17 protein-coding genes are annotated in these 19426 nt (G+C 62.8%); 8 read left to right on the forward strand and 9 right to left on the reverse strand.

Features of this window, described 5'->3' with window-relative positions:
* Positions 1–32: 32 nt before the first annotated feature.
* Genes LB533_RS07995 through LB533_RS08010 form a run of 4 tightly spaced genes read left to right on the forward strand, consistent with a single transcriptional unit; the run spans position 33 to position 3419 of the window.
* Positions 33–809 (forward strand): ABC transporter permease, encoded by a 777-nt coding sequence (locus LB533_RS07995; protein ID WP_224677003.1) that lies wholly within the window; start codon positions 33–35, stop codon positions 807–809.
* Position 810: 1 nt separating this feature from the next.
* Entirely contained in the window at positions 811–1593 is a 783-nt protein-coding gene (locus LB533_RS08000; RefSeq protein WP_140637987.1) for an ABC transporter permease, read from the forward strand.
* Positions 1590–2654, forward strand: coding sequence for an ABC transporter ATP-binding protein (locus LB533_RS08005; RefSeq protein WP_140637986.1), 1065 nt, complete (start codon positions 1590–1592; stop codon positions 2652–2654). Before LB533_RS08000 ends, LB533_RS08005 begins: the two co-directional genes overlap by 4 nt.
* Positions 2655–2657: 3 nt before the next feature.
* On the forward strand, positions 2658–3419 hold the full coding sequence (locus tag LB533_RS08010; protein ID WP_140637985.1) for an MBL fold metallo-hydrolase: 762 nt from the start codon (positions 2658–2660) through the stop codon (positions 3417–3419).
* Between the two features lie 17 nt (positions 3420–3436).
* Here the strand turns inward: LB533_RS08010 and LB533_RS08015 are convergent, their stop codons facing one another.
* Positions 3437–3601, reverse strand: coding sequence for a hypothetical protein (locus tag LB533_RS08015; protein WP_181169249.1), 165 nt, complete (start codon positions 3599–3601; stop codon positions 3437–3439).
* 319 nt (positions 3602–3920) lie between these two features.
* Here LB533_RS08015 and LB533_RS08020 point away from each other — a divergent pair, with 319 nt between their 5' ends.
* Together LB533_RS08020 and LB533_RS08025 are read left to right on the forward strand one after the other, a co-directional pair.
* On the forward strand, positions 3921–4694 hold the full coding sequence (locus tag LB533_RS08020) for an NAD kinase (RefSeq protein ID WP_140637984.1): 774 nt from the start codon (positions 3921–3923) through the stop codon (positions 4692–4694).
* Positions 4695–4897: 203 nt separating this feature from the next.
* Positions 4898–6475, forward strand: a complete 1578-nt coding sequence (locus tag LB533_RS08025; RefSeq protein WP_181169248.1) for a DEAD/DEAH box helicase — start codon at positions 4898–4900, stop codon at positions 6473–6475.
* 71 nt (positions 6476–6546) lie between these two features.
* Here LB533_RS08025 and LB533_RS08030 read toward each other — a convergent pair whose 3' ends face one another.
* Positions 6547–7152: a hypothetical protein gene (locus LB533_RS08030; RefSeq protein ID WP_140638311.1), complete on the reverse strand. Its 606-nt coding sequence runs from the start codon at positions 7150–7152 to the stop codon at positions 6547–6549.
* Positions 7153–7214: 62 nt separating this feature from the next.
* Between LB533_RS08030 and LB533_RS08035 the strand changes: the two genes are divergently transcribed.
* Entirely contained in the window at positions 7215–8048 is an 834-nt protein-coding gene (locus LB533_RS08035) for an HXXEE domain-containing protein (protein ID WP_210239861.1), read from the forward strand.
* Positions 8049–8163: 115 nt separating this feature from the next.
* On the opposite strand, the gene LB533_RS08040 is transcribed toward LB533_RS08035, so the two are convergent.
* The 7 genes from LB533_RS08040 to LB533_RS08070 form a co-directional block, all read right to left on the reverse strand.
* Positions 8164–8814 carry an OmpA family protein gene (locus LB533_RS08040; protein ID WP_140493627.1) on the reverse strand — a complete coding sequence of 217 codons (651 nt, stop codon included), beginning with the start codon at positions 8812–8814 and terminating at the stop codon, positions 8164–8166.
* Between the two features lie 153 nt (positions 8815–8967).
* Positions 8968–9336, reverse strand: a complete 369-nt coding sequence (locus tag LB533_RS08045) for a GFA family protein (protein ID WP_140548721.1) — start codon at positions 9334–9336, stop codon at positions 8968–8970.
* Positions 9337–9462: 126 nt separating this feature from the next.
* A complete protein-coding gene (locus LB533_RS08050) occupies positions 9463–9834 on the reverse strand; it encodes a hypothetical protein (RefSeq protein ID WP_140637983.1) in 372 nt (123 codons plus the stop codon).
* A gap of 310 nt (positions 9835–10144) precedes the next feature.
* A complete protein-coding gene (locus tag LB533_RS08055; RefSeq protein WP_140637982.1) occupies positions 10145–10564 on the reverse strand; it encodes a GFA family protein in 420 nt (139 codons plus the stop codon).
* 37 nt (positions 10565–10601) lie between these two features.
* Positions 10602–11733, reverse strand: a protein-coding gene (gene prfB, locus LB533_RS08060) for a peptide chain release factor 2 (RefSeq protein WP_140637981.1) whose coding sequence is annotated in 2 segments (ribosomal slippage) — positions 10602–11666 and positions 11668–11733 — 1131 coding nt in all. Because the reading frame shifts where the segments join, the coding sequence is not laid out codon by codon here.
* Between the two features lie 124 nt (positions 11734–11857).
* Positions 11858–14314, reverse strand: a complete 2457-nt coding sequence (locus LB533_RS08065; protein ID WP_140548729.1) for a penicillin-binding protein 1A — start codon at positions 14312–14314, stop codon at positions 11858–11860.
* A gap of 213 nt (positions 14315–14527) precedes the next feature.
* On the reverse strand, positions 14528–15778 hold the full coding sequence (locus LB533_RS08070) for an N-acetylmuramoyl-L-alanine amidase (RefSeq protein WP_224677004.1): 1251 nt from the start codon (positions 15776–15778) through the stop codon (positions 14528–14530).
* Between the two features lie 650 nt (positions 15779–16428).
* Between LB533_RS08070 and LB533_RS08075 the strand changes: the two genes are divergently transcribed.
* Positions 16429–19377 carry a ribonuclease E/G gene (locus LB533_RS08075; protein ID WP_224677005.1) on the forward strand — a complete coding sequence of 983 codons (2949 nt, stop codon included), beginning with the start codon at positions 16429–16431 and terminating at the stop codon, positions 19375–19377.
* The last annotated feature ends 49 nt before the right edge of the window (positions 19378–19426 follow it).

Raw genomic sequence — 19426 nt, forward strand, 5'->3', positions numbered from 1 at the left:
GGGCGCTGGTTACGCCGGCGCTCGGCTGGACCTTGCTGTTCTTCGTCTTGCCTTTCATTGCCATGGGGCTTTCCAGCCTGACGGCGCATGAGGGCGGCGGCTTCACATCAGCCAACTACAGCCAGTTCCTCACCAACCCCGCCTATCGGCAGGCGATGGTCAACTCGCTCCAACTCACGGCGATCGTCACCGTTGTCTCGGTGCTGCTCGCCTACCCCTTCGCCTGGATCCTGGCCGAACAGGTGCCGGAACGCTGGCAGCGGCTGGCGCTGATGCTGGCCGTGCTGCCCTTCTGGACCTCCTATGTCGTGCGCTCCTACTCCTGGCTTTTGGTGCTGGCGCAGAATGGCGTCGTCAACCGCGCGTTGACCGGTATCGGCGCGATCAGCGAACCGCTGCAACTCGCCAACACCCGCTTCGCCACCGTGACCGGCTTCGTGCACTTCTTCGTCATGCTTTTGACGCTGACGATCTTCGCCAATTTGAAGCAGCTCAGCCCGAGCTACCGCAAGGCCGCGGCCGATCTGGGCGCCGGGCCGGTGCGGACCTTCCTGCATGTCATCCTGCCGCTGACCTTGCCGGGCATCATGGTCGGTGCCTTCCTCACCTTCGTGCTGTGCATCGGCGACTACATCACGCCGCAGCTCCTGGGCGGCAACAACGAGCTGGTCATGCCGCAGCTGGTGATGATGCAGATCGGCCGGCGCGGCGACTTTCCGCTGGCCTCGGCGCTCTCGATCATCCTGATGGCGGTCGTCACGTTAGCCTATCTCGCCTGCGCCCGCTGGCTGAAGATCGAGCGGGCCTGAGATGGGCCGGATCGTCCGCATCGCTTCCTGTCTCTACGCGATCGCCATCTATGCCTTCATTTTCCTACCGGTGGTCGTGCTCGTGCTGTTCTCGCTGCAGGCAACCTCCTTCCCCATCCCACCCTTCACCGGCCCGTCGCTGCGCTGGTACCAGGCCGTCCTGTCCGATACGCGGCTGACCTCGGCGCTGGTGAACTCGCTGCTGGTGGCCGTCCTTTCGTCGCTCGCAGCCGTCACGCTCGGCTTCCTCAGCGCCTGGGCGTTCGCACGCTTCGTGCTGCCGGGTTCGGCCCTGCTGCGGGGATTGATCACCCTGCCGCTGACGGTCAGCTATCTCATCATCGGCATGGGGCTGCTGGTGCTGTTCAACTGGGCCGGCGTGCCGAAATCGCTGATGGCCGCCGGCATCGGCCATGTCGTGATCAACCTGCCGCTCTGCTTCGCCATCGTCTACAGCCAGATGGGCGACCACCAGATCAACATCGAGCGCGCCGCGCGCGACCTCGGCGCGCCGGAATGGAAAGTGCTGCTCTTGATCACCGTGCCTGTCATGGCGCCGGCCATCTTTGCCGGCTTCTTCCTCTCGATGACCTTCTCCTGGGACGAGTTCGTGATTTCCTTCCTGCTGACGCGCTTCGAAACCACGCTGCCGGTGGAAATCTGGAACCTCTTACGCTCCGGCCTCAACCCCAAGACCAATGCCGTCGGCTCGCTGGTCTTTGCCGTCTCCATCGTGCTGGTGGTGCTATTCGAACTGACGCTGCTGCGGAGAAAGCCGGCATGAGCGCGCCCCTGGTCGATATCCGCGGGGTCTCGCACCGTTTCGGCCAGTTGGCGGTGCTGAAAGACGTCTCGCTGCGGATCGAGCCCGGCAGCTATACCATCCTGCTCGGACCGTCGGGCTCCGGCAAGACGACGCTTTTGTCGATTTTGGGCGGCTTCGTCACACCGAGCGAAGGCAAGGTGTTCATACGCGGCGAGGACTGCACCGCGGTTCCGCCGGCAAAGCGCCCGACAACGACGGTGTTCCAGGATTATGCGCTGTTTCCGCATATGAGCGTCGGCGCCAATGTCGGATTCGGCCTGCGCATGCAAGGCGTCGACGGCGCGACACGCGCCGCGAAAGCGCGCGACGCGCTAGCGCTCGTCGGACTGGCTGCCGCCTTCGACAAGAAGCCGCACCAGCTTTCCGGCGGCCAGCGGCAGCGCGTGGCGCTGGCGCGGGCACTGGTGATCGAGCCCGCAGTGCTGCTGCTCGACGAGCCGCTCGGCGCGCTGGACCTCAAGCTGCGCCGGCAGATGCAGGACGAATTGAAAGCGATCCAGAAGCGCGTCGGCACCGCCTTCATCCATGTCACCCACGACCAGGAAGAAGCCATGGCGCTGGCCGACCACTGCGTGGTGATGAGTGACGGTCGCATCGAGGACGAAGGGCCGCCCGAACGCGTCTATGCGCGCCCAAAGACACGCTTTTCGGCGACCTTCATGGGCGAAAGCACCATTCTTCGCGGAACGGTGGCGGAGATGATGGACAGGACAAGCACTGTCGCGACACAGGTCGGGCCGGTCTCGGCGTCCGGAGCGTTGCCGGTGGGATCGGCGGTTGCCTTGGCCATCCGGCCGGAGCACCTTGCCCTGGGCGCGACCTCAGGCCCCACAAAGCTGGGAAAGGCGCAGGTCAGCGATGTCGTGTTCCAGGGCAGCTTCAAGCGCGTGCTCGCGGTCTCCGCTGAAGACCCCACGCTGCAATTCATCGCCAAACTGCCCGCGACGTCCGCCGTGCAGCCGGGCGACACGGTCGCGGTTTCCTGCGATACAGACAAGATCATTCTGCTGACGGATTGAGCCATGGCGAAGCTCCCAATCATCGACGCGCCGGACTGGTACGAAACCATCCGCATGGGCGACGACATCACGCTGATCCACGAGCCGTGGATCAAACCGTTCTTCCGCTGCAATATGTGGCATGTGCGTGGTCGCGACCGCGATCTTCTGTTCGATAGCGGGCTTGGCCATTTCAGCCTGCGGACACATGTGCCGCTGGTCAGCGAGCGCAAGCTCACCTGCGTCGCCAGCCATACGCATTTTGACCATATCGGCTGTCACCACGAATTTCCCGATCGCTGTGTGCATCGCGCCGAGGCTGAAATCCTCGCCGATCCGCGCAACGAATGGACGGTGGCTGACCGCTACGCCAATGAAGAGATGTTCGATCGCCAGCCGGAAGGTTGGGACACGGCGCGCTATCGCATCATGCCCGCCCCGGCGGACCGCCTGCTCGAACATGGCGATATCGTCGACCTCGGCGATCGCGCCTTCGAGGTGATCCACACACCCGGTCATTCGCCCGGCGGCATCGCGCTCTACGAGAAGAAGACCGGCATCCTGCTTTCCGGCGACATCATCTATGACGGCCCGCTGATCGATGACGTCTACCATTCCGATATCGGTGACTATGTCGAAACGCTGCTCTCCATGCGCGCGCTCGATGTCTCGGTGGTGCATGGCGGCCATTTCCCGAGCATCGGCAAGGTGCGCTATCGCCAGTTGATCGACGAGTATCTGGCACAGAAACGCCAGACCGGCTGCCATCTGCAACCGCGCTCCTAGCAATCAGCTTGTTTGACCTACAGCGCCCTTTGCGGACAAGGCATTCCGGCGGCGTCGCCGCAGCGCGAGGCCGTGGGCAATGGCCTCAGGCTTGTTTCTTCCGAGTGGCGCACCAGTTCGGCGAAGATAAGCGCGAAGCTTCCCAGCACGACGGAGATGATGATCAGGCGTGTTACCAGCAATATGTTGGCCCCGGCTGGCGCGTGTCCCCGAAATCGGCCTCGACTCTCGAAGGTTTCGCGCACGATCAAAAGTGCCACAGCGTCTTTCGTATCCTGAAAGGCATAAGATCGCTGCGGGCGCCCCCACGCCACCCATGCCGGCTAACATGATCGATGCGGCTTTACGAGAGTTTAAGCCCGACCTTAACCATCACATTGGCTCGTTCCCTGATATGATTCGCGACTGCCGGTTCGAACCGCACGGCTGCGAGCTCTCTTTGCACACAGGCCCGACCATGCTACCCCGGCCCAGCCGCCAACCGGTCACCGTCGGAGAGCCATGAGCAAAGCCGCCAGCAGCATCGCCTTCGTCTCGTCGGGCACGCCTGACGCCAAAGCGGCGCTGGAAAGCCTGTCGGCGCGCTATGGCCAGCATTCCGTCGCGGAAGCCGAGGTCGTCGTGGCTCTGGGCGGCGACGGTTTCCTGCTGCAAACTTTGCGCGATACGATGGGAACCGGCAAAAAGGTCTACGGCATGAACCGTGGCACCATCGGCTTCCTGATGAACGAATACCGTTCCGGAGGTCTCACCGAGCGCATCGCGGCAGCGGTCGCCGAAACGATCCGTCCGCTGGAGATGCAGACGGTCACCTCGGATGGCGAAACCGTCTCGGCGCTGGCGATCAACGAAGTGGCGCTATGGCGCCAGTCCTATCAGACGGCCAAGATCCGCATTACCATAGACGACCAGGTACGGCTCGAGGAATTGAATTGCGACGGCGTGATGATCGCCACGCCGGCCGGCTCCACCGCCTACAATCTTTCGGCACACGGACCGATCCTGCCGCTCGACGCGCCGCTGCTGGCGCTGACCCCCGTCAGCCCGTTTCGCCCGCGCCGCTGGCGCGGCGCTTTGCTTTCCAACAAGGCAACCGTGCGCTTCGACATATTAGAGGCGGAAAAGCGACCGGTGAACGCCGCTGCCGACCATACGGAAGTCAAGGCCGTGGCTTCCGTGACGGTGCGGGAATCAGCGACGGAGACCGCAACTTTGCTGTTCGATCCCAATCACTCGTGGAACGAACGCATACTGGCAGAACAGTTCCGTTATTGAGCCGATATTGAGCCGGCGCGCGGATAAGCGGTCGGATCAGACATAGCAATTAAGGTTACGACTTCACAATCGAGCCATTCCCGGCCGTTTGTGTTGACAAATCGCGGGCTTGCGCCTAGTTGCAGTGATGATCTTGCGGGCGCGCGGCGCCTGCCGCGACGGATGCCGTTGCGCTTCCCCGAACAGCCAAAGACAGCCAGAACTTGTCCTCAGACACCCAGACCGCTCAAGAAGCGTTGACTTTCGCGGACCTCGGCCTATCGCCGAAGGTCCTTTCCGCAGTCACCGATGCCGGCTACCTCAAGCCGACGCCGATCCAGGCCGGCGCCATTCCGCACGCGCTTTTGGGCAAGGATGTGCTGGGCATAGCGCAGACCGGTACCGGCAAGACGGCTTCCTTCGTGCTGCCGATGCTGACACGGCTGGAAAAGGGCCGCGCCCGCGCCCGCATGCCGCGCACGCTGATCCTGGAGCCGACCCGCGAGCTTGCGGCACAGGTCGAGGAAAACTTCATAAAATACGGCAAGAACCACAAGCTCAACATCGCGCTGCTGATCGGCGGCGTGTCGTTCGACGAACAGGACAAGAAACTGGAGCGTGGCGCCGACGTGCTCATCGCGACGCCCGGCCGCATGCTCGACCACCGCGAGCGCGGCAAGCTCTTGCTCAACGGCGTCGAGATCCTCGTCATCGACGAAGCCGACCGCATGCTCGACATGGGCTTCATTCCCGATATCGAGCGTATCTGCGAGATGATCCCCTTCACCCGGCAGACGCTGTTCTTCTCGGCGACGATGCCGCCCGAGATCACCAAGCTGACCGAAAAATTCCTGCACGCGCCGGTGCGCGTCGAGGTTTCAAAGGCTGCCTCCGCCGCCACCAACATCATCCAGCGGCTGGTGAAGTCCGGTTCCAAACCCTGGGATAAGCGCGAGACGCTGCGCAACCTGATAAAGGCCGAGGATGCGGAGCTGAAGAACGCCATCATCTTCTGCAACCGCAAGATCGAGGTGTCGGAGCTGTTCCGCTCGCTGCTGAAATATGATTTCGACGCCGGCGCGCTGCATGGCGACATGGACCAGCGCGCACGCATGCAGATGCTGGCCAATTTCCGTGACGGCAAGCTTCGGTATCTGGTCGCCTCCGACGTGGCGGCGCGCGGCCTCGACATTCCCGACGTCAGCCACGTCTTCAACTATGACGTTCCGATCCACGCCGAGGATTACGTCCACCGCATCGGCCGTACCGGCCGCGCCGGGCGCTCCGGAAAATCCTTTACCATCGCGACCAAGTCCGACACCAAGTATATCGACGCCATCGAACGGCTGATCGGCACCAAGATCGAGTGGCATGACGGTGACCTGTCGACGGTTGTGGCCAGCGAAGGCGAGGACGAAGCTCCGCGCCGTGGCCGCGGTGCGCCGCGTCGCGCCGGCCGCAAGGACGACGACCGCAAGGACAGGGGCGAGCGCAAGAGAGGCGGACGCCAGGCCAAGCACAGCGAAGACGCGGCACCGGAAACCGTGCGCGAGGAACAGCCGGTCGAGGAAACGGTCGCCGACATCGGTGAGCGGCGCACACGCAAGGACGCTACCCGCTCGGAAAATTCCGAGCGCAAGAACTCCGCGGCGCGCAGCGAGCGACGTGCACCGGAGCGTGGCGACACCAGGCCCCAGCGCGATGACCGTCGCCCTGCCCGCAACCGAGAAGACGAAAACGACGCCACCGTTGGTTTCGGCGACGATATGCCGGCCTTCATGCGGATCGTCGCCAAGGGCTGACCGACGAGTGGTTCCAAGACAAGACGGCCATCCGGCCTGCCCTACCGGCAAGCTCCTGGCTGGGCCGGCCGTTACATCGGCCCAGGCATCATCTTGGTCGGTTTCTCCAACATCGGAAACTCGGCCTTGTTGCATTTCACGTTCGGGTTCGTCGGACTGAACACGCCGTTCGGATTATCACCCAGCCAGGCGTGAAGATCGTAGTGGACGAACTCCCTCGGGATGAGCGGATAGTGTCCCTCCATCGGACCCATGAAGGTTTGGCCAAACAGCTTCGGCGGCTCTTTGAGGTCCGGCGTCAGTGGCACCAGCCATTCCGCCCCGACCAGGCGCAGACCGTTTTTCGTCGGCTCGTAGATCAGCACATTGGGGCGCATCGGGTCGAGTTTTTGGCCGACACTTGGGACGTTGACGAAGTGGATGCCCATGGCGCCTTTCGGGTAGTACATCGCTCCGGATATCTTTTCTCCGCTATAGTAGACGCAACCGACCGTCGACAGATAAAGGTCGCGGACGGCGGCGGTGTAGTCCTCATATTTGGCGAGCGACTTTTTCAAGGCCTCGATGTCAGCTTTGTTGGCATCCTCGGCCCGAGCCGCCGCGACGCCCAACCATGCGCTTACAAGGCCTGTTAAAGCGAGGACGCCGCAGCGCCCGAGGCTGGCTGTTCTTGTCATGCATTCCTCCCAGATTTTTTTGATCTGGCCGTGCAAGACCGAGGCTGAAAAAGAAATGCGTATTGCGCGGCCAGGTGTACCGCCTCATCCCCCCGGAACAGCGACGATGCTATTCCTTTCCATGGCTGCGGGAAAGCGGTTATTTAGGGCTGGCTAATTCTCCGGCACGCCAATCTCAATCTGAGAGCGGCCGGTCGCGGCCGGTGAAGCTGTTGCCGTCATCGCCGAGCGACGCCACCGTTGGCTTCGGCGACGACCCACCGGCCTTTCATGCGCATCGTTGCCAAGGTTTGATATCGTCGTGTGTTGCAAGGACGCACGGCCTCGCCGAAAATGGCGTGATGAAGCGTCTGGTGGAAGATTGGGTCTATGGTGGCGTGCTTGCCGGCCTCACTCTGTGTGTGGTGGCGATCGGGCTGGCCGGCCAATTGGAGACAGCCGAACTCGCCGTCTTCCTGCTGATCCCGATTTACATGCTCCACCAATACGAGGAGCATGCCGAGGACCGGTTCCGGCTTTTTGTCAACAAGATGCTCGGCGGCGGGGCGCCGCTGCTTACACGTTTCGATGTCTTTGTGATCAACGTACCAGGTGTATGGGGCATCTACTCCCTGGTTTTCACCCTCGCTGCCAAGGTCGATGCCGGAATAGGGCTGATCGCCGCCTACACCACCCTGATCAACGCTTTGGTTCACATCGCGCAGGCCATCAGAATGCGCAGCTATAACCCCGGGCTCATCACCGCGATTGTCTTGTTCTTACCCACATCCATCTGGTCGATCCTGACGCTTTCCGGTTCGGGAACGGGCTTCCATGTCCTTGGACTTGCGGGCGGGCTGCTCATTCATGGACTGATCGTTGCCCATGTCGTCCGGCGGCAGCGCCTGATCCAATGAGCGACGATCGATAAGCCGACCTCACAACGCGGGGCCGCAGGCCTGGCCATCGGCCGCATTCTGCAAACAAAAAACGGCCCCTTGCGGAGCCGTTTTGCATTCTGATCGATGCTGCTCAGGTGAGCGGCGAAAGCTGGATCTCGACGCGACGGTTTTGAGCGCGACCCTCGGCGGTGGCGTTGGACGCGACCGGACGGGTCTTGCCGAATCCGGTGACCGCGAAGCGGCGCGAATCGACGCCCTGGCCAGCCAGGTAGTTGGCGACCGCCAGCGCGCGGCGCTGCGACAGATCGAAATTGTGCTGGTCGCCCCCGGTCGAGTCGGTATGGCCGAACACGTCGACCGTGGTCTGCTTGAACTTCTTCAGCACCAGCGCGACCGAATTCAGCACCTGGTAGAAGCCGGGCTTCACCGCGTCCTGATCGACGTTGAAGGTGATGTCGGACGGCATATTGAGGATGATCTGGTCGCCGGAGCGGGTGACGCTGACGCCTGTGCCCTCCAACTGCCGGCGCAGTTCGGCTTCGTTCTGGTCCATGGTGGCGCCGATGGCGCCGCCGGCCAGCGCGCCGATGCCGGCGCCGATCAGCGCGTTGCGGCGATCATTGCCGCCGGCAAGCAGGCCAAGGCTGGCGCCGGCCAGAGCGCCGAGGCCGGCACCGGCCGCGGTGTTGGAAATCTTCTGGTCACCGGTATACGGATCGGTGGTGGTGCAGGCGCTCACCAGCACAGCCGTCGCCACGACGACGAGCACGGTCTTCTTCATAGGATTGTCCCTCTCCAAGTCACGCCTTGCGGTGGCGCCAAATCAGCCCTTCGCGCGACTTGTACCATGAAATGCGGCGAAAAACGGAACGGAAAAAGCGCCGGCCACGGCTTTTCCCCGGGGCACAAATTTCCCGATTGGGCATCCGGGAATCTACCAGAGATTCTTGCCGTCGATGACCACCACTTCCACCTTGTCCAGATCGAAATCGTCAAACAGCCGCGAGTTGACGCTGATCTTGGGATTGTCGAAATCCGGCTCTCCGCTCGACCAGTCCGGTGTTTCGGTGAATGTCCCGCAGCCGCAGGTGTCGCAAAAACCATGCTTAACGGTCTTCGATCCCCACAGATAGAAGGAAACATTCTTCTGCGGCGTGAGGAGCTTGAACTGCGCCGGAGTGTAGTAGGCCCAGAGCGAGCCGCGTTTCGAGCAGAACGAACAAGTGCACTGCGTCAGCGTCTGCGGTGCTTGCGAAACCTCGAATATCGTCGCCTTGCAGTGGCAGCTTCCCTTGATGGTCATGGACGTCACCTCTCCCTTGTCCGCCGCCCGCAGGCAACGCAACACAAAGGAGCGGTCCTGGCAACCGTCCGTCAGCAGGCCCCCGCCCATCGCGGTCCGGGCCGGTCGCCGCTGTGCCTCCCGGGCTTAGTAGGAGCGCGGCGGCACGAACAGGCAGATCGTCTTACCGGCGTCTAGACCCGCTTGATGCGCGCACCAGTGGAATTCGCCGTCCGGGCTGTCCTTCACACGCTTGTCGGTCATCGGGACAACTTCCCCCGTCCCGGCGATCACATAACCCTCGGGTTTTTCCAAAACCTCGCCTGTATGGGCCGTGCGGCAATCGTAGTTGGCACAGCATGCGAATGGATAACTCCAACCCAGCGGTTTCGCCGCTGTAGGCTTGGCATCGTGGGAGAAGGCAGGCGCCATGGGCAACGCAATCGCTGCGATTGCAAGCAGGCAGAGCATGAGTCGGCTCACCGCGGCTCGAGCCGATCTTGATGGGGCAGCAGACATGGAAGCGCTCCTTTCAAACGAGCATCAAGCGTTTCGCTTGCCCGTTCCTGAAACGTGACTTCCCAGTGGCCGGATCGTCAGCAGGCATTTCTGCCGCGCCGGCCATAGATGCTTTTGTCTCCCCTCGACCATGAATGGTGAGCCGATTTGTGAGTCGGCGCAAGAAACCACTGCATGCCGATGTGGCAGGGCTGAATGCCGCGCATCGGCAACAGAAAAACAGGCGCCGTCTCTCGATTGGATAGGCAGGCACAACCATGCCCAGCAGACGGGATCGCAGATAACGAGATTCAGCGAGAGAAGTTCCGGCCTATTCGCCAGCAGGTCCTGCGATCACGTGTTCGTCATACTGCGGCAGGCCGTCACTGATCGTGTACCACGGCGCCTTGGAACCTACGAAGATATGCTCGGTCGGGCGGATGCTCGGGTCGTCGACGAGCGTTCCCATCGCGACATGGACGAAGGCGCCCTCACGCACGACCGAATAGAGCAGCGAACCGCACCGCTTGCAGTGCGCGTCATGGCCATTGTCGTCGCCGAAGACCAGCAGCATGTCGTGGCCCTTGGTCAGGACAAACTTGGCGCGTTCGATGCCCGCGAAGGGCTTGAAAGCCGAACCTGTCGTGCGCCGGCAGTTCGAGCAATGGCAATTCGCCGCGTACAGGAACTCGTCAGCGACCGCATAGTGCACCGCACCGCAGAAGCACTTTCCAACAAGCTTGCGGGCCATAATCCAATCCAGATGTGTGGCACTGTAGGCGCCGGCCCTAATCCAGGTCCGGCACCGCTTCCCCAGCACCACCCTCGATGCGTTGCGACAGCGAGGCTTCCATGAAGTCATCGAGGTCGCCATCGAGCACGCTCGACGGGCTGGTGCTTTCGACGCCAGTACGCAGATCCTTCACCAGCTGATAGGGCTGCAGCACGTAGGAGCGGATCTGGTGACCCCAGCCAATGTCGCTCTTCGATGCTTCGGTGGCGTTGGCGACGGCTTCGCGCTTCTTCAGCTCTTCCTCGTAAAGCCGCGAGCGCAGCATCTCCCATGCCTTTGCCCGATTTTTGTGCTGCGAGCGTTCGGCCTGGCAGGCGACCGCGATGCCGGTGGCGAGATGGGTAATGCGCACCGCCGAATCGGTGGTGTTGACGTGCTGGCCGCCCGAACCGGACGAACGATAGGTGTCGATGCGCACGTCGGATTCGGAAACGTCGATCTCGATCGTATCGTCGATGACAGGATAGACCCAGACGCTGGCGAAGGATGTGTGCCGGCGCGCGTTGCTGTCATAGGGTGAAATGCGCACCAGCCGGTGGACGCCGGACTCCGTCTTTAGCCAGCCATAGGCATTGTGGCCCTTGATCAGCAGCGTCGCGGACTTGATGCCGGCCTCTTCGCCGTCATGCACTTCCAGCACCTCGACCTTGAAGCGGCGGCGCTCGGCCCAGCGCGTATACATGCGCAGCAACATCGAGGCCCAGTCCTGGCTTTCGGTGCCGCCGGCGCCTGCGTGGATTTCGAGATATGTGTCGTTGGCGTCGGCTTCGCCCGAGAGCAGCGTCTCGACCTGGCGAGCCTTCGCCTCGCCTTGCATCGAGCGGATCGCGGCCTCAGCCTCGGCAACGACGCTCTCGTCGCCCTCTTCCTCGCCGAGTTCGATCAGGCCGATATTGTCTTCAAGCGCCTGGGTCAGCCCCCTGACCGCCGCGATGCCTTCCTCGAGGCCCTGGCGCTCGCGCATCAGCTTCTGCGCTTCCAGCGGTTCGTTCCAGAGGCTGGCGTCCTCGGCGCGCACATTCAGGTATTCAAGCCGCTTTATGGCCTGATCCCAGTCAAAGATGCCTCCTCAGCAGGGTAATCGCCTGCCTGATCTCATCGACAATATTCTGCGTTTCCGCGCGCATGGCCTGCTGTTTTATCCTGTTGCTGAAAGTGACGCCTGGTCGGCGCGATACATAGGGACGCCGCCGCCGCCTGTAAAGCAAATTGGACCGGCCCTGGGCCGGCCCAATCCTGCATGCATACCTGTCAGTAGAGGCCGCCGCCGCCCGACTGGATGGCCTGGTTGGCCTGAGGCGACAGCGCGCCGCCGGAGGCATTGGACCCGTCGGCGCCCATGCCGATCACCCAATAGCTGTCGGCTGGGCCGGTGCCCGGCTTGAAGGCTTCGATGATGGTGCCGGGATCGCCCGAATTGGCCCGCATGCCTGTCTTGCGGTTGATGGCGACCAGATTCATGCCTTCGGGAACCTTGAAGTCGACGTTGGGCGTGCCATCCAGCGCCACGCGCATGAAATCCTTGAAGATAGGAGCGGCGAGGCCGCCGCCGGTGGCGCCATGGCCAAGGCCGCGCGGCGTGTCGTAGCCCATATAGAGGCCGACGACGAGGTTCGGCGTGTAGCCGATGAACCAGGCGTCCTTTTCGTCGTTTGTAGTGCCGGTCTTGCCGGCAATGTGGCGTCCGAGCTCGGCGATGGTGGCGCCGGTGCCGCGCTGGACGACGCCTTCCATCATCGAAGTGATCTGATAGGCGGTCATCGGATCGAGCACCTGTTCGGAGTTATCGACGAGCTCGGGTTCCGGCTGGTTCTGCCATTCGGCCGCGTTGCAGCCCTCGCAGCCGCGTTCGTCCTGCTTGAAGACGGTCTTGCCGTAGCGGTCCTGGATACGGTCGATCAGTGTCGGCTTGATCGACTTGCCCCCATTGGCCATGATCGAATAGGCCGAAACCATGCGCATCACCGTCGTCTCGCCGGAACCCAGCGCCATCGGCAAATACGGCGCCAGATGGTCATAGACGCCGAAGCGCTCCGCATATTCGACGACCAGCTTCATGCCCATGTCGTTGGCGAGGCGCACAGTCATCAGATTGCGCGACTTTTCGATGCCGGAGCGCAGGGTTGCCGGACCGGCGACCGTGCCGTCGTAGTTCTTCGGCGTCCAGGTCGTGTTGCCGCTCTGGATGGTGATCGGCCCGTCCATGATGACCGACGCCGGCGTATAGCCATTGTCGAGCGCGGCGGAATAGACGATCGGCTTGAACGAAGAGCCGGGCTGGCGCATGGCCTGGGTGGCGCGGTTGAACTCCGATTGCGCATAGGAGAAGCCGCCGACCATGGCCAGCACGCGGCCGGTGTGTGGATCCATGGCGATCAGGCCGCCTTCCACTTCGGGGACCTGGCGCAGGCTGTAGGCGTCGTCGGAGCCTTCATTCTTCTGGACGAAGATGACGTCGCCCGGCTTCAGCACATCGGCCGGCGACTTGGCCCTGACCGTCTTGCCGCCGACCACATGGCGCATGGCAAAGCCCATGTCTTCCTTGCTGACGGTGCCTTCGACGCGCTCCTTGACGATGTCGCCCGACGCCTGGCGTGCCGGCTGCAAGCCAATCGACAGGCCGGATGCCGAACTGTCGAGCACGACTGCGAGCTTCCATTCGGGAACGTCTTCCAGCCCCTTCACATTGCCCAGCGGCACACCCCAGTCGCCGGACACGTCGATCGTCTTCAGCGGCCCGCGGTAGCCGCGCAGCGTGTCGTACTTGATCAAGCCGTTCTGCATCGCCTTGCGGGCGATGAGCTGGATCTTCGGGTCGAGGGTGGTGCGGACGGACAGGCCGCCTTCATAGAGGGCGTTCTCGCCGTAGCGGGCGATGATCTGGCGGCGCACCTCCTCGGTGAAGTATTCGCCGGCGAACAGATAGGTGCCGTTGCGGCGCGGCGTGACGCCGAGAGGTTCCGCCTTGGCCTTGTCGCCTTCCTCGCGCGTGACGTAGCCGTTCTCGACCATCTGGTCGATGACCCAGTTGCGGCGCTCAAGCGCGCGGTCGGCATGCTTGAAGGGGTGATAATTGTTCGGCCCCTTCGGCAGCGAGGCCAGATAGGCGGCCTCGGCCACGGTCAGCTCGTTCACCGACTTGTCGAAATAAGTGAGCGCGGCACCCGCAACGCCATAGGCGCCGAAACCGAAGAAGATTTCGTTGAGGTAAAGTTCGAGAATGCGGTCCTTGGAATAGGCCTGCTCGATGCGGAAGGCGAGGATCATTTCCTTGATCTTGCGCTCGTAGGTCTGGTCCGAGGTCAGCAGAAAATTCTTCGCCACCTGCTGGGTGATCGTCGAGGCGCCAACCTGACGCCTGCCCGAGCCGAAATTCTGCAGGTTGACGATGATAGCGCGGCCGAGGCCGGTCACGTCAATGCCGGGGTGGTTGTAGAAATTCTTGTCCTCGGCCGACAGGAAGGCCGCCTTGACGCGGTCGGGGATGGCCTGGATCGGCAAATACAGGCGCCGTTCGCGCGCGTACTCGGCCATCAGCGCGCCGTCCGAGGCATGGATTCGGGTCGTCACCGGCGGCTCGTACTTGGCCAGCACCTCATAGTCGGGCAGATCCTTCGACAAATGCCCGATATAGATGGCAACCCCCGCCGCGACCAGCAGGGCCAGCGTCGTGCCGATACCGAAGAAATAGCCAATGAGACGAATCATGCCCGCTCCAGTCCTTGGTTCGGGAATTTCCTAAACGAAGCCGCCTTCCGCGCAAGCATTCGAGCCGGTCCCAACCCGTAATCGAAAACCCATGTCGCTACCATGTGGGCAAAATACGGCAAGGTCGGATTTCGCGGCTGTGAGGCGGAAATAAAAGCGTCGGGTGTTGTCGCCGCGCAACGCTGCCTGTGGTTGCAGGCGTCGTCAGGCATTTCAGCCCCCGGTTCCCGTTCCGGCACGCGCTGAAGCGAACAGCGCGACGGCGTTGGTGATGCTTTGCGCCGCCTTGTCGCGCCAGTCGGCGTTGAGCAGTTGCGCCTCGTCCTTGGCATTCGAGAGATAGCCGAGTTCGACCAGCACGGACGGGACGTCAGGCGCTTTCAGCACTTTGAATCCCGCGGAACGCTGGGGATTGTTGATGAGGCCGACGCTGGTCGACAACTGGCCGACCAGCGTGTGGGCGAAACTCATCGAGAAGGTGTGAGTCTCGCGGCGGATCAGGTCGATCAGGATATCGGTAACTTCCTTGTTGTCGTCCTTGATCTCCATGCCGGCGAACTGGTCGGAGAGATTTTCACGATCGGCAAGCGCCTGTGCTTCCGGATCCGAAGCCTTGTCGGAAACGGTATAGACGGTCGCGCCCCGGATACCCTTGAGGCTGATAGTGTCGGCATGGATGGAGATGAGCAGGTCGGCCTCATGCTGGCGAGCGATGCGCACGCGGTCGTCCAGCCGCAAATATTCGTCGGTGTCGCGCGTCATGAAGACATTGTATCTGCCGACGGCGGCGAGCTTGTCGCGCAGTTCCGTGGCGAAAGCCAGCGTGACGTTCTTTTCGACTGTGCCGTTCAGGCCCTCGGCACCGCCATCGACGCCGCCATGGCCCGGATCGATGACGACGGTGAAGCGATGGCCCGGATTGGAGACCGGCCCGGTACCGACCCGCCCGCCCTTGTCTGTCGAAACCGTGGAACCGGTGGTCAGCGCCTGATTGGCAAGGGCAGTGTCGAACTCGCGTTCGGAGGCCGCCGACATGTCGACGGCGATGCGGTAGCCCACGCCGTCCTCGTTCTTGAGCACGTCGAGCTTGTCGACCGCGAACGGCCCCTTGCCGGTGAGAACCAGCCGCGACACGCCTGCATCGAGTTCACCCAGGCGCACGCCCTTGACCAGCCCGCGTGGCTTCAAATCCTTGGCATCGATGGCCAACTTCGTATTCGCCAGATCGATGACCAGACGATTGGGCCCGCGCAAGAGGAACCATTTGACGTCGGGCTCACGGTCGAAATCCATGACGATGCGCGTCTTGGTGGCATCGCCCGCCATCTTGTAGCCGGTTGCCGTGAGCGGGGCATCGGCGGCGTTGGCGACCAACGAGATGGTCATCGACAGAAGGAGGCAGAAGATCGCGAGCAAACGGCCGCCGGCACGACTGCCCTTGTCTGTGAAGCCTGCCAATCCCATCTCTTTGCAGTCGCTCCCGGTTTGGCGCCGAGGCGCCCGGTCATGTGGTCGAAGTGCCGGTTAGGCCGCGAACTCGATTAACGATTGGTATCCAGAGAAGGTTAACCAAGCCTTTTCACGCGAGCCCCGGACTCGTGCTTACGTGGCGGAACCGCTTTTGCCGGCGTCGGAAATCGGGGTTGCCTTCCAACCCGCCAAATCATAAAAGCGATAGTGGATCACTGCAATCCTGGAACCGCCCTCCTCCGCAGCTTCCCGCTACAGGTGAGACGAAAGGCGGCTCCTTTCGCTCCATGCGAGAAGGGTTCAGGTGATCGCGACGAATTTCGCAGGTGTGCGCCCGTGGCGGGGGAATCGCCTGCGTGAGGAAAACGGCCGGGTTTGTCCCGCGCCGGCTCTGTATGAGCAAACAAGCTGGTCCGGTTTCCGGGCTTTGGTTCAAAAGGTTCTGCTGGTGACGATGGCTTCAAGCGCAATCATGGAAAGGTCCGCATCAAACCGCGCCAATATGGCTGCGGGCGGCACCGCCATGGCGCGCAGGCACCGTCCGGCGGACATTCAGACATCCGGCACCCACATTCATCCAGACACACAGCAGCGGCCCTTGCGCCGCAAGCTGCGGCTGACGGCTGCCGGGGGGAAACGAAATAATGCCCAACAAAATGCTGATAGACGCCTCCCACCCGGAGGAAACACGCGTTGTCGTCGTACGCGGTAATCGTATCGAAGAATTCGACTTTGAATCACAGGACAAGAAGCAGCTCAAAGGAAACATCTATCTCGCCCGCGTAACGCGCGTCGAACCCTCCCTTCAGGCAGCCTTTGTCGAATATGGCGGCAACCGTCACGGTTTCCTCGCCTTCAGTGAAATACATCCCGACTACTACCAGATCCCCGTCGCCGACCGTCAGGCGCTGCTGCGCGCTGAAGCGCAGGAAGCCGAGGACGAGGACGATGAGGACGGCGAAGGCGACGACCGCCAGAGCCGCGATCGCGGCCGGCGCGGACGCCGGCGCGGCGGCAAGGGCCGCGACCGCGCAGAACACAAGCGCGATGCGAGCGGGACCGATGCCGACGAGGCATCCGAAACGGCCGGCGAGGCAGGCGACGACGCCAATGGCAACGACGCCGTCTCAGAGAACACTTCCCGCGGTTCGGAAACCATCGAACATGCGGCCGATGCCCCGGAACAGGCCGCGGATGCATCCAATCATGGCGAAGCCTCCTCCGAGCAGAGTGACGAATCTTCCGGACAGAACGAAGGCGAGACCCGCGAGGGCGGCCCGACGTCGATCGCCGCCTCCGTCGACGCCGATGTGATTTCCGAACCCGTCCCGCAGACGGAACAGGGCAGTGAATCCAGCGACGATGATCGCGGCATGCTGGAAGAGGTTCAGTCTTCGCATCCGGACGATCACGAGGTCGAATCGGTCGGCGCCGAGGATGCCCTGGAGGAAGCGCGCAACCGCCGTAAGCCGATGCGCCGCCAGTACAAGATCCAGGAAGTGATCAAACGCCGCCAGATCCTGCTGGTGCAGGTCGTCAAGGAAGAGCGCGGCAACAAGGGCGCAGCGCTCACCACCTATCTGTCGCTTGCCGGCCGCTATTCCGTGCTGATGCCGAACACGGCGCGCGGCGGGGGAATTTCGCGCAAGATCACCAGTGCCGTCGACCGCAAGCGCCTCAAGGAAGTGGTCGCCGATCTCGAAGTGCCCCAAGGCATGGGCGTCATCCTGCGCACCGCCGGCGAGAGCCGCACCAAGGCCGAGATCAAGCGCGATTATGAATATCTGATGCGGCTTTGGGAGAACGTGCGCAATCTCACGCTCCAGTCCACGGCCCCTGCCCTCGTCTACGAGGAAGGCAGCCTGATCAAGCGTTCGGTGCGCGACCTCTACAACAAGGACATCGATGAGATCCTCGTCTCCGGCGAAGAGGGCTACCGCGAGGCAAAGGACTTCATGCGCATGCTGATGCCGAGCCACGCCAAGGTGGTTCAGCCGTTCCGCGATACGACGCCGATCTTCGTGCGCAATGGCATCGAGGCGCAGCTTGACCGCATGCTGCAGCCGCAAGTGACGCTGAAGAGCGGCGGCTACATCATCATCAACCAGACCGAGGCGTTGGTCGCCATCGACGTCAACTCGGGCCGCTCGACCAAGGAGCACTCGATCGAGGACACCGCGCTCCACACCAATCTGGAAGCAGCGGAGGAAGTCGCCCGCCAGCTCAGGCTGCGCGACCTTGCCGGCCTGATCGTCATCGACTTCATCGACATGGAGGAGAACCGCAACAACCGCGCCGTCGAGAAGCGGTTGAAGGATCACCTCAAGAACGATCGCGCGCGCATCCAGGTCGGCCGCATCTCGCATTTTGGCCTGATGGAGATGTCGCGCCAGCGCATCCGCGCCAGCGTGCTGGAATCGACCATGAAGCCTTGCCCGCATTGCGGCGGCACCGGCCATGTGCGCTCCGATTCGTCTGTCGCTCTGATGGTGGTCAGGGCGATCGAGGAGTTCCTGCTCAAGGATTCGCGCAGCCACATCACGGTTCGCACGCCTGCGGCGACCGCACTTTATGTGCTCAACCACAAGCGCGGCACGCTGGTGGAACTGGAAAGCCGCTTCGGGCTGACCATCACGCTTGAGGCCGACGACACGGTCGGTTCGCAGCATTATGCGATCTTCCGCGGCGCGCTGGCCGAAAAGCCGGAAGGCTTCGTCGAAGCGCGCACCCTGCCGGCCTATGTCGAACCGGAAGAGCCCGAGGATGAGATCCTCGCCGACGAGGGAGAAGAAGCACCGGCCCAAGCCGAACAGCCGCGTCAGCCTCAGCAAGGCCAGCACCAGCAGAGGCCCGGCGAAGAGGGCGAAGGCCGCGACCGCAAGCGCCGCAAGCGTCGCAGACGCCGCGGTGGCAAGGATCGCGATCGCGATCATGGCCACATCGACGGTGCTTCCGTGTCCGCGCAGGCCGACGAGTTGTCCACATCGGAAGGCCCAGTGAGCCGTGACGAGGCGGAAGCCGGCGACGAGGCCCCGGTCCCCGCGGCCGGAACTGCCGAAACGGCGGAAGCATCCGACGAAGGCCAGGGCAAGAAGCGTCGCCGCGGCAAGCGTGGCGGCAAGCGCAACCGGCGCGAGGACGGCGAAGGCGAGGCCGAGGCAAGCGTCGATGAAGCGACCGAGCCTTCCGGGATCGATGCTTCCGAAAGCGAGCCTGTGATCGAGCCGGTAGCCGTCGTGGCTGCGGAAGAGCCGGTGGCTCCGGTGAGCGACGAGGCGACGACCGCCGAGAAGCCCAAGAAGCCGCGGCGTGTAGCCAAGCCGAAGAAGGCAGCCGCCGAGGCCGTCGCCGAGGAGCCGATCGCTGAACTGGCCGTTCCGGCACCCGCCGAGACGCCAGCCACGGCATCGGACGAGGCAGCGGCGACGACCGCCGAGGACACACCGAAGGCCCGTCCGTCACGACGCAAGCCGGCGGCCATCGATGCGCCGGTCGTGCCGGTGGTTTCCTCGACCGTCGCCGAAGAGCCGGAAACCAAGACCGAAGAGAAGCCGAAGCGCGCCGGCTGGTGGCAGCGGAAAGGTTTCTTCTGAGATTTCAGCTCTTTGAACTGATTTCCTGAATAAAAAAAATCCCGCGCGG

The organism is Mesorhizobium sp. BR1-1-13, from assembly GCF_020165515.1.
Classification (GTDB): domain Bacteria; phylum Pseudomonadota; class Alphaproteobacteria; order Rhizobiales; family Rhizobiaceae; genus Mesorhizobium.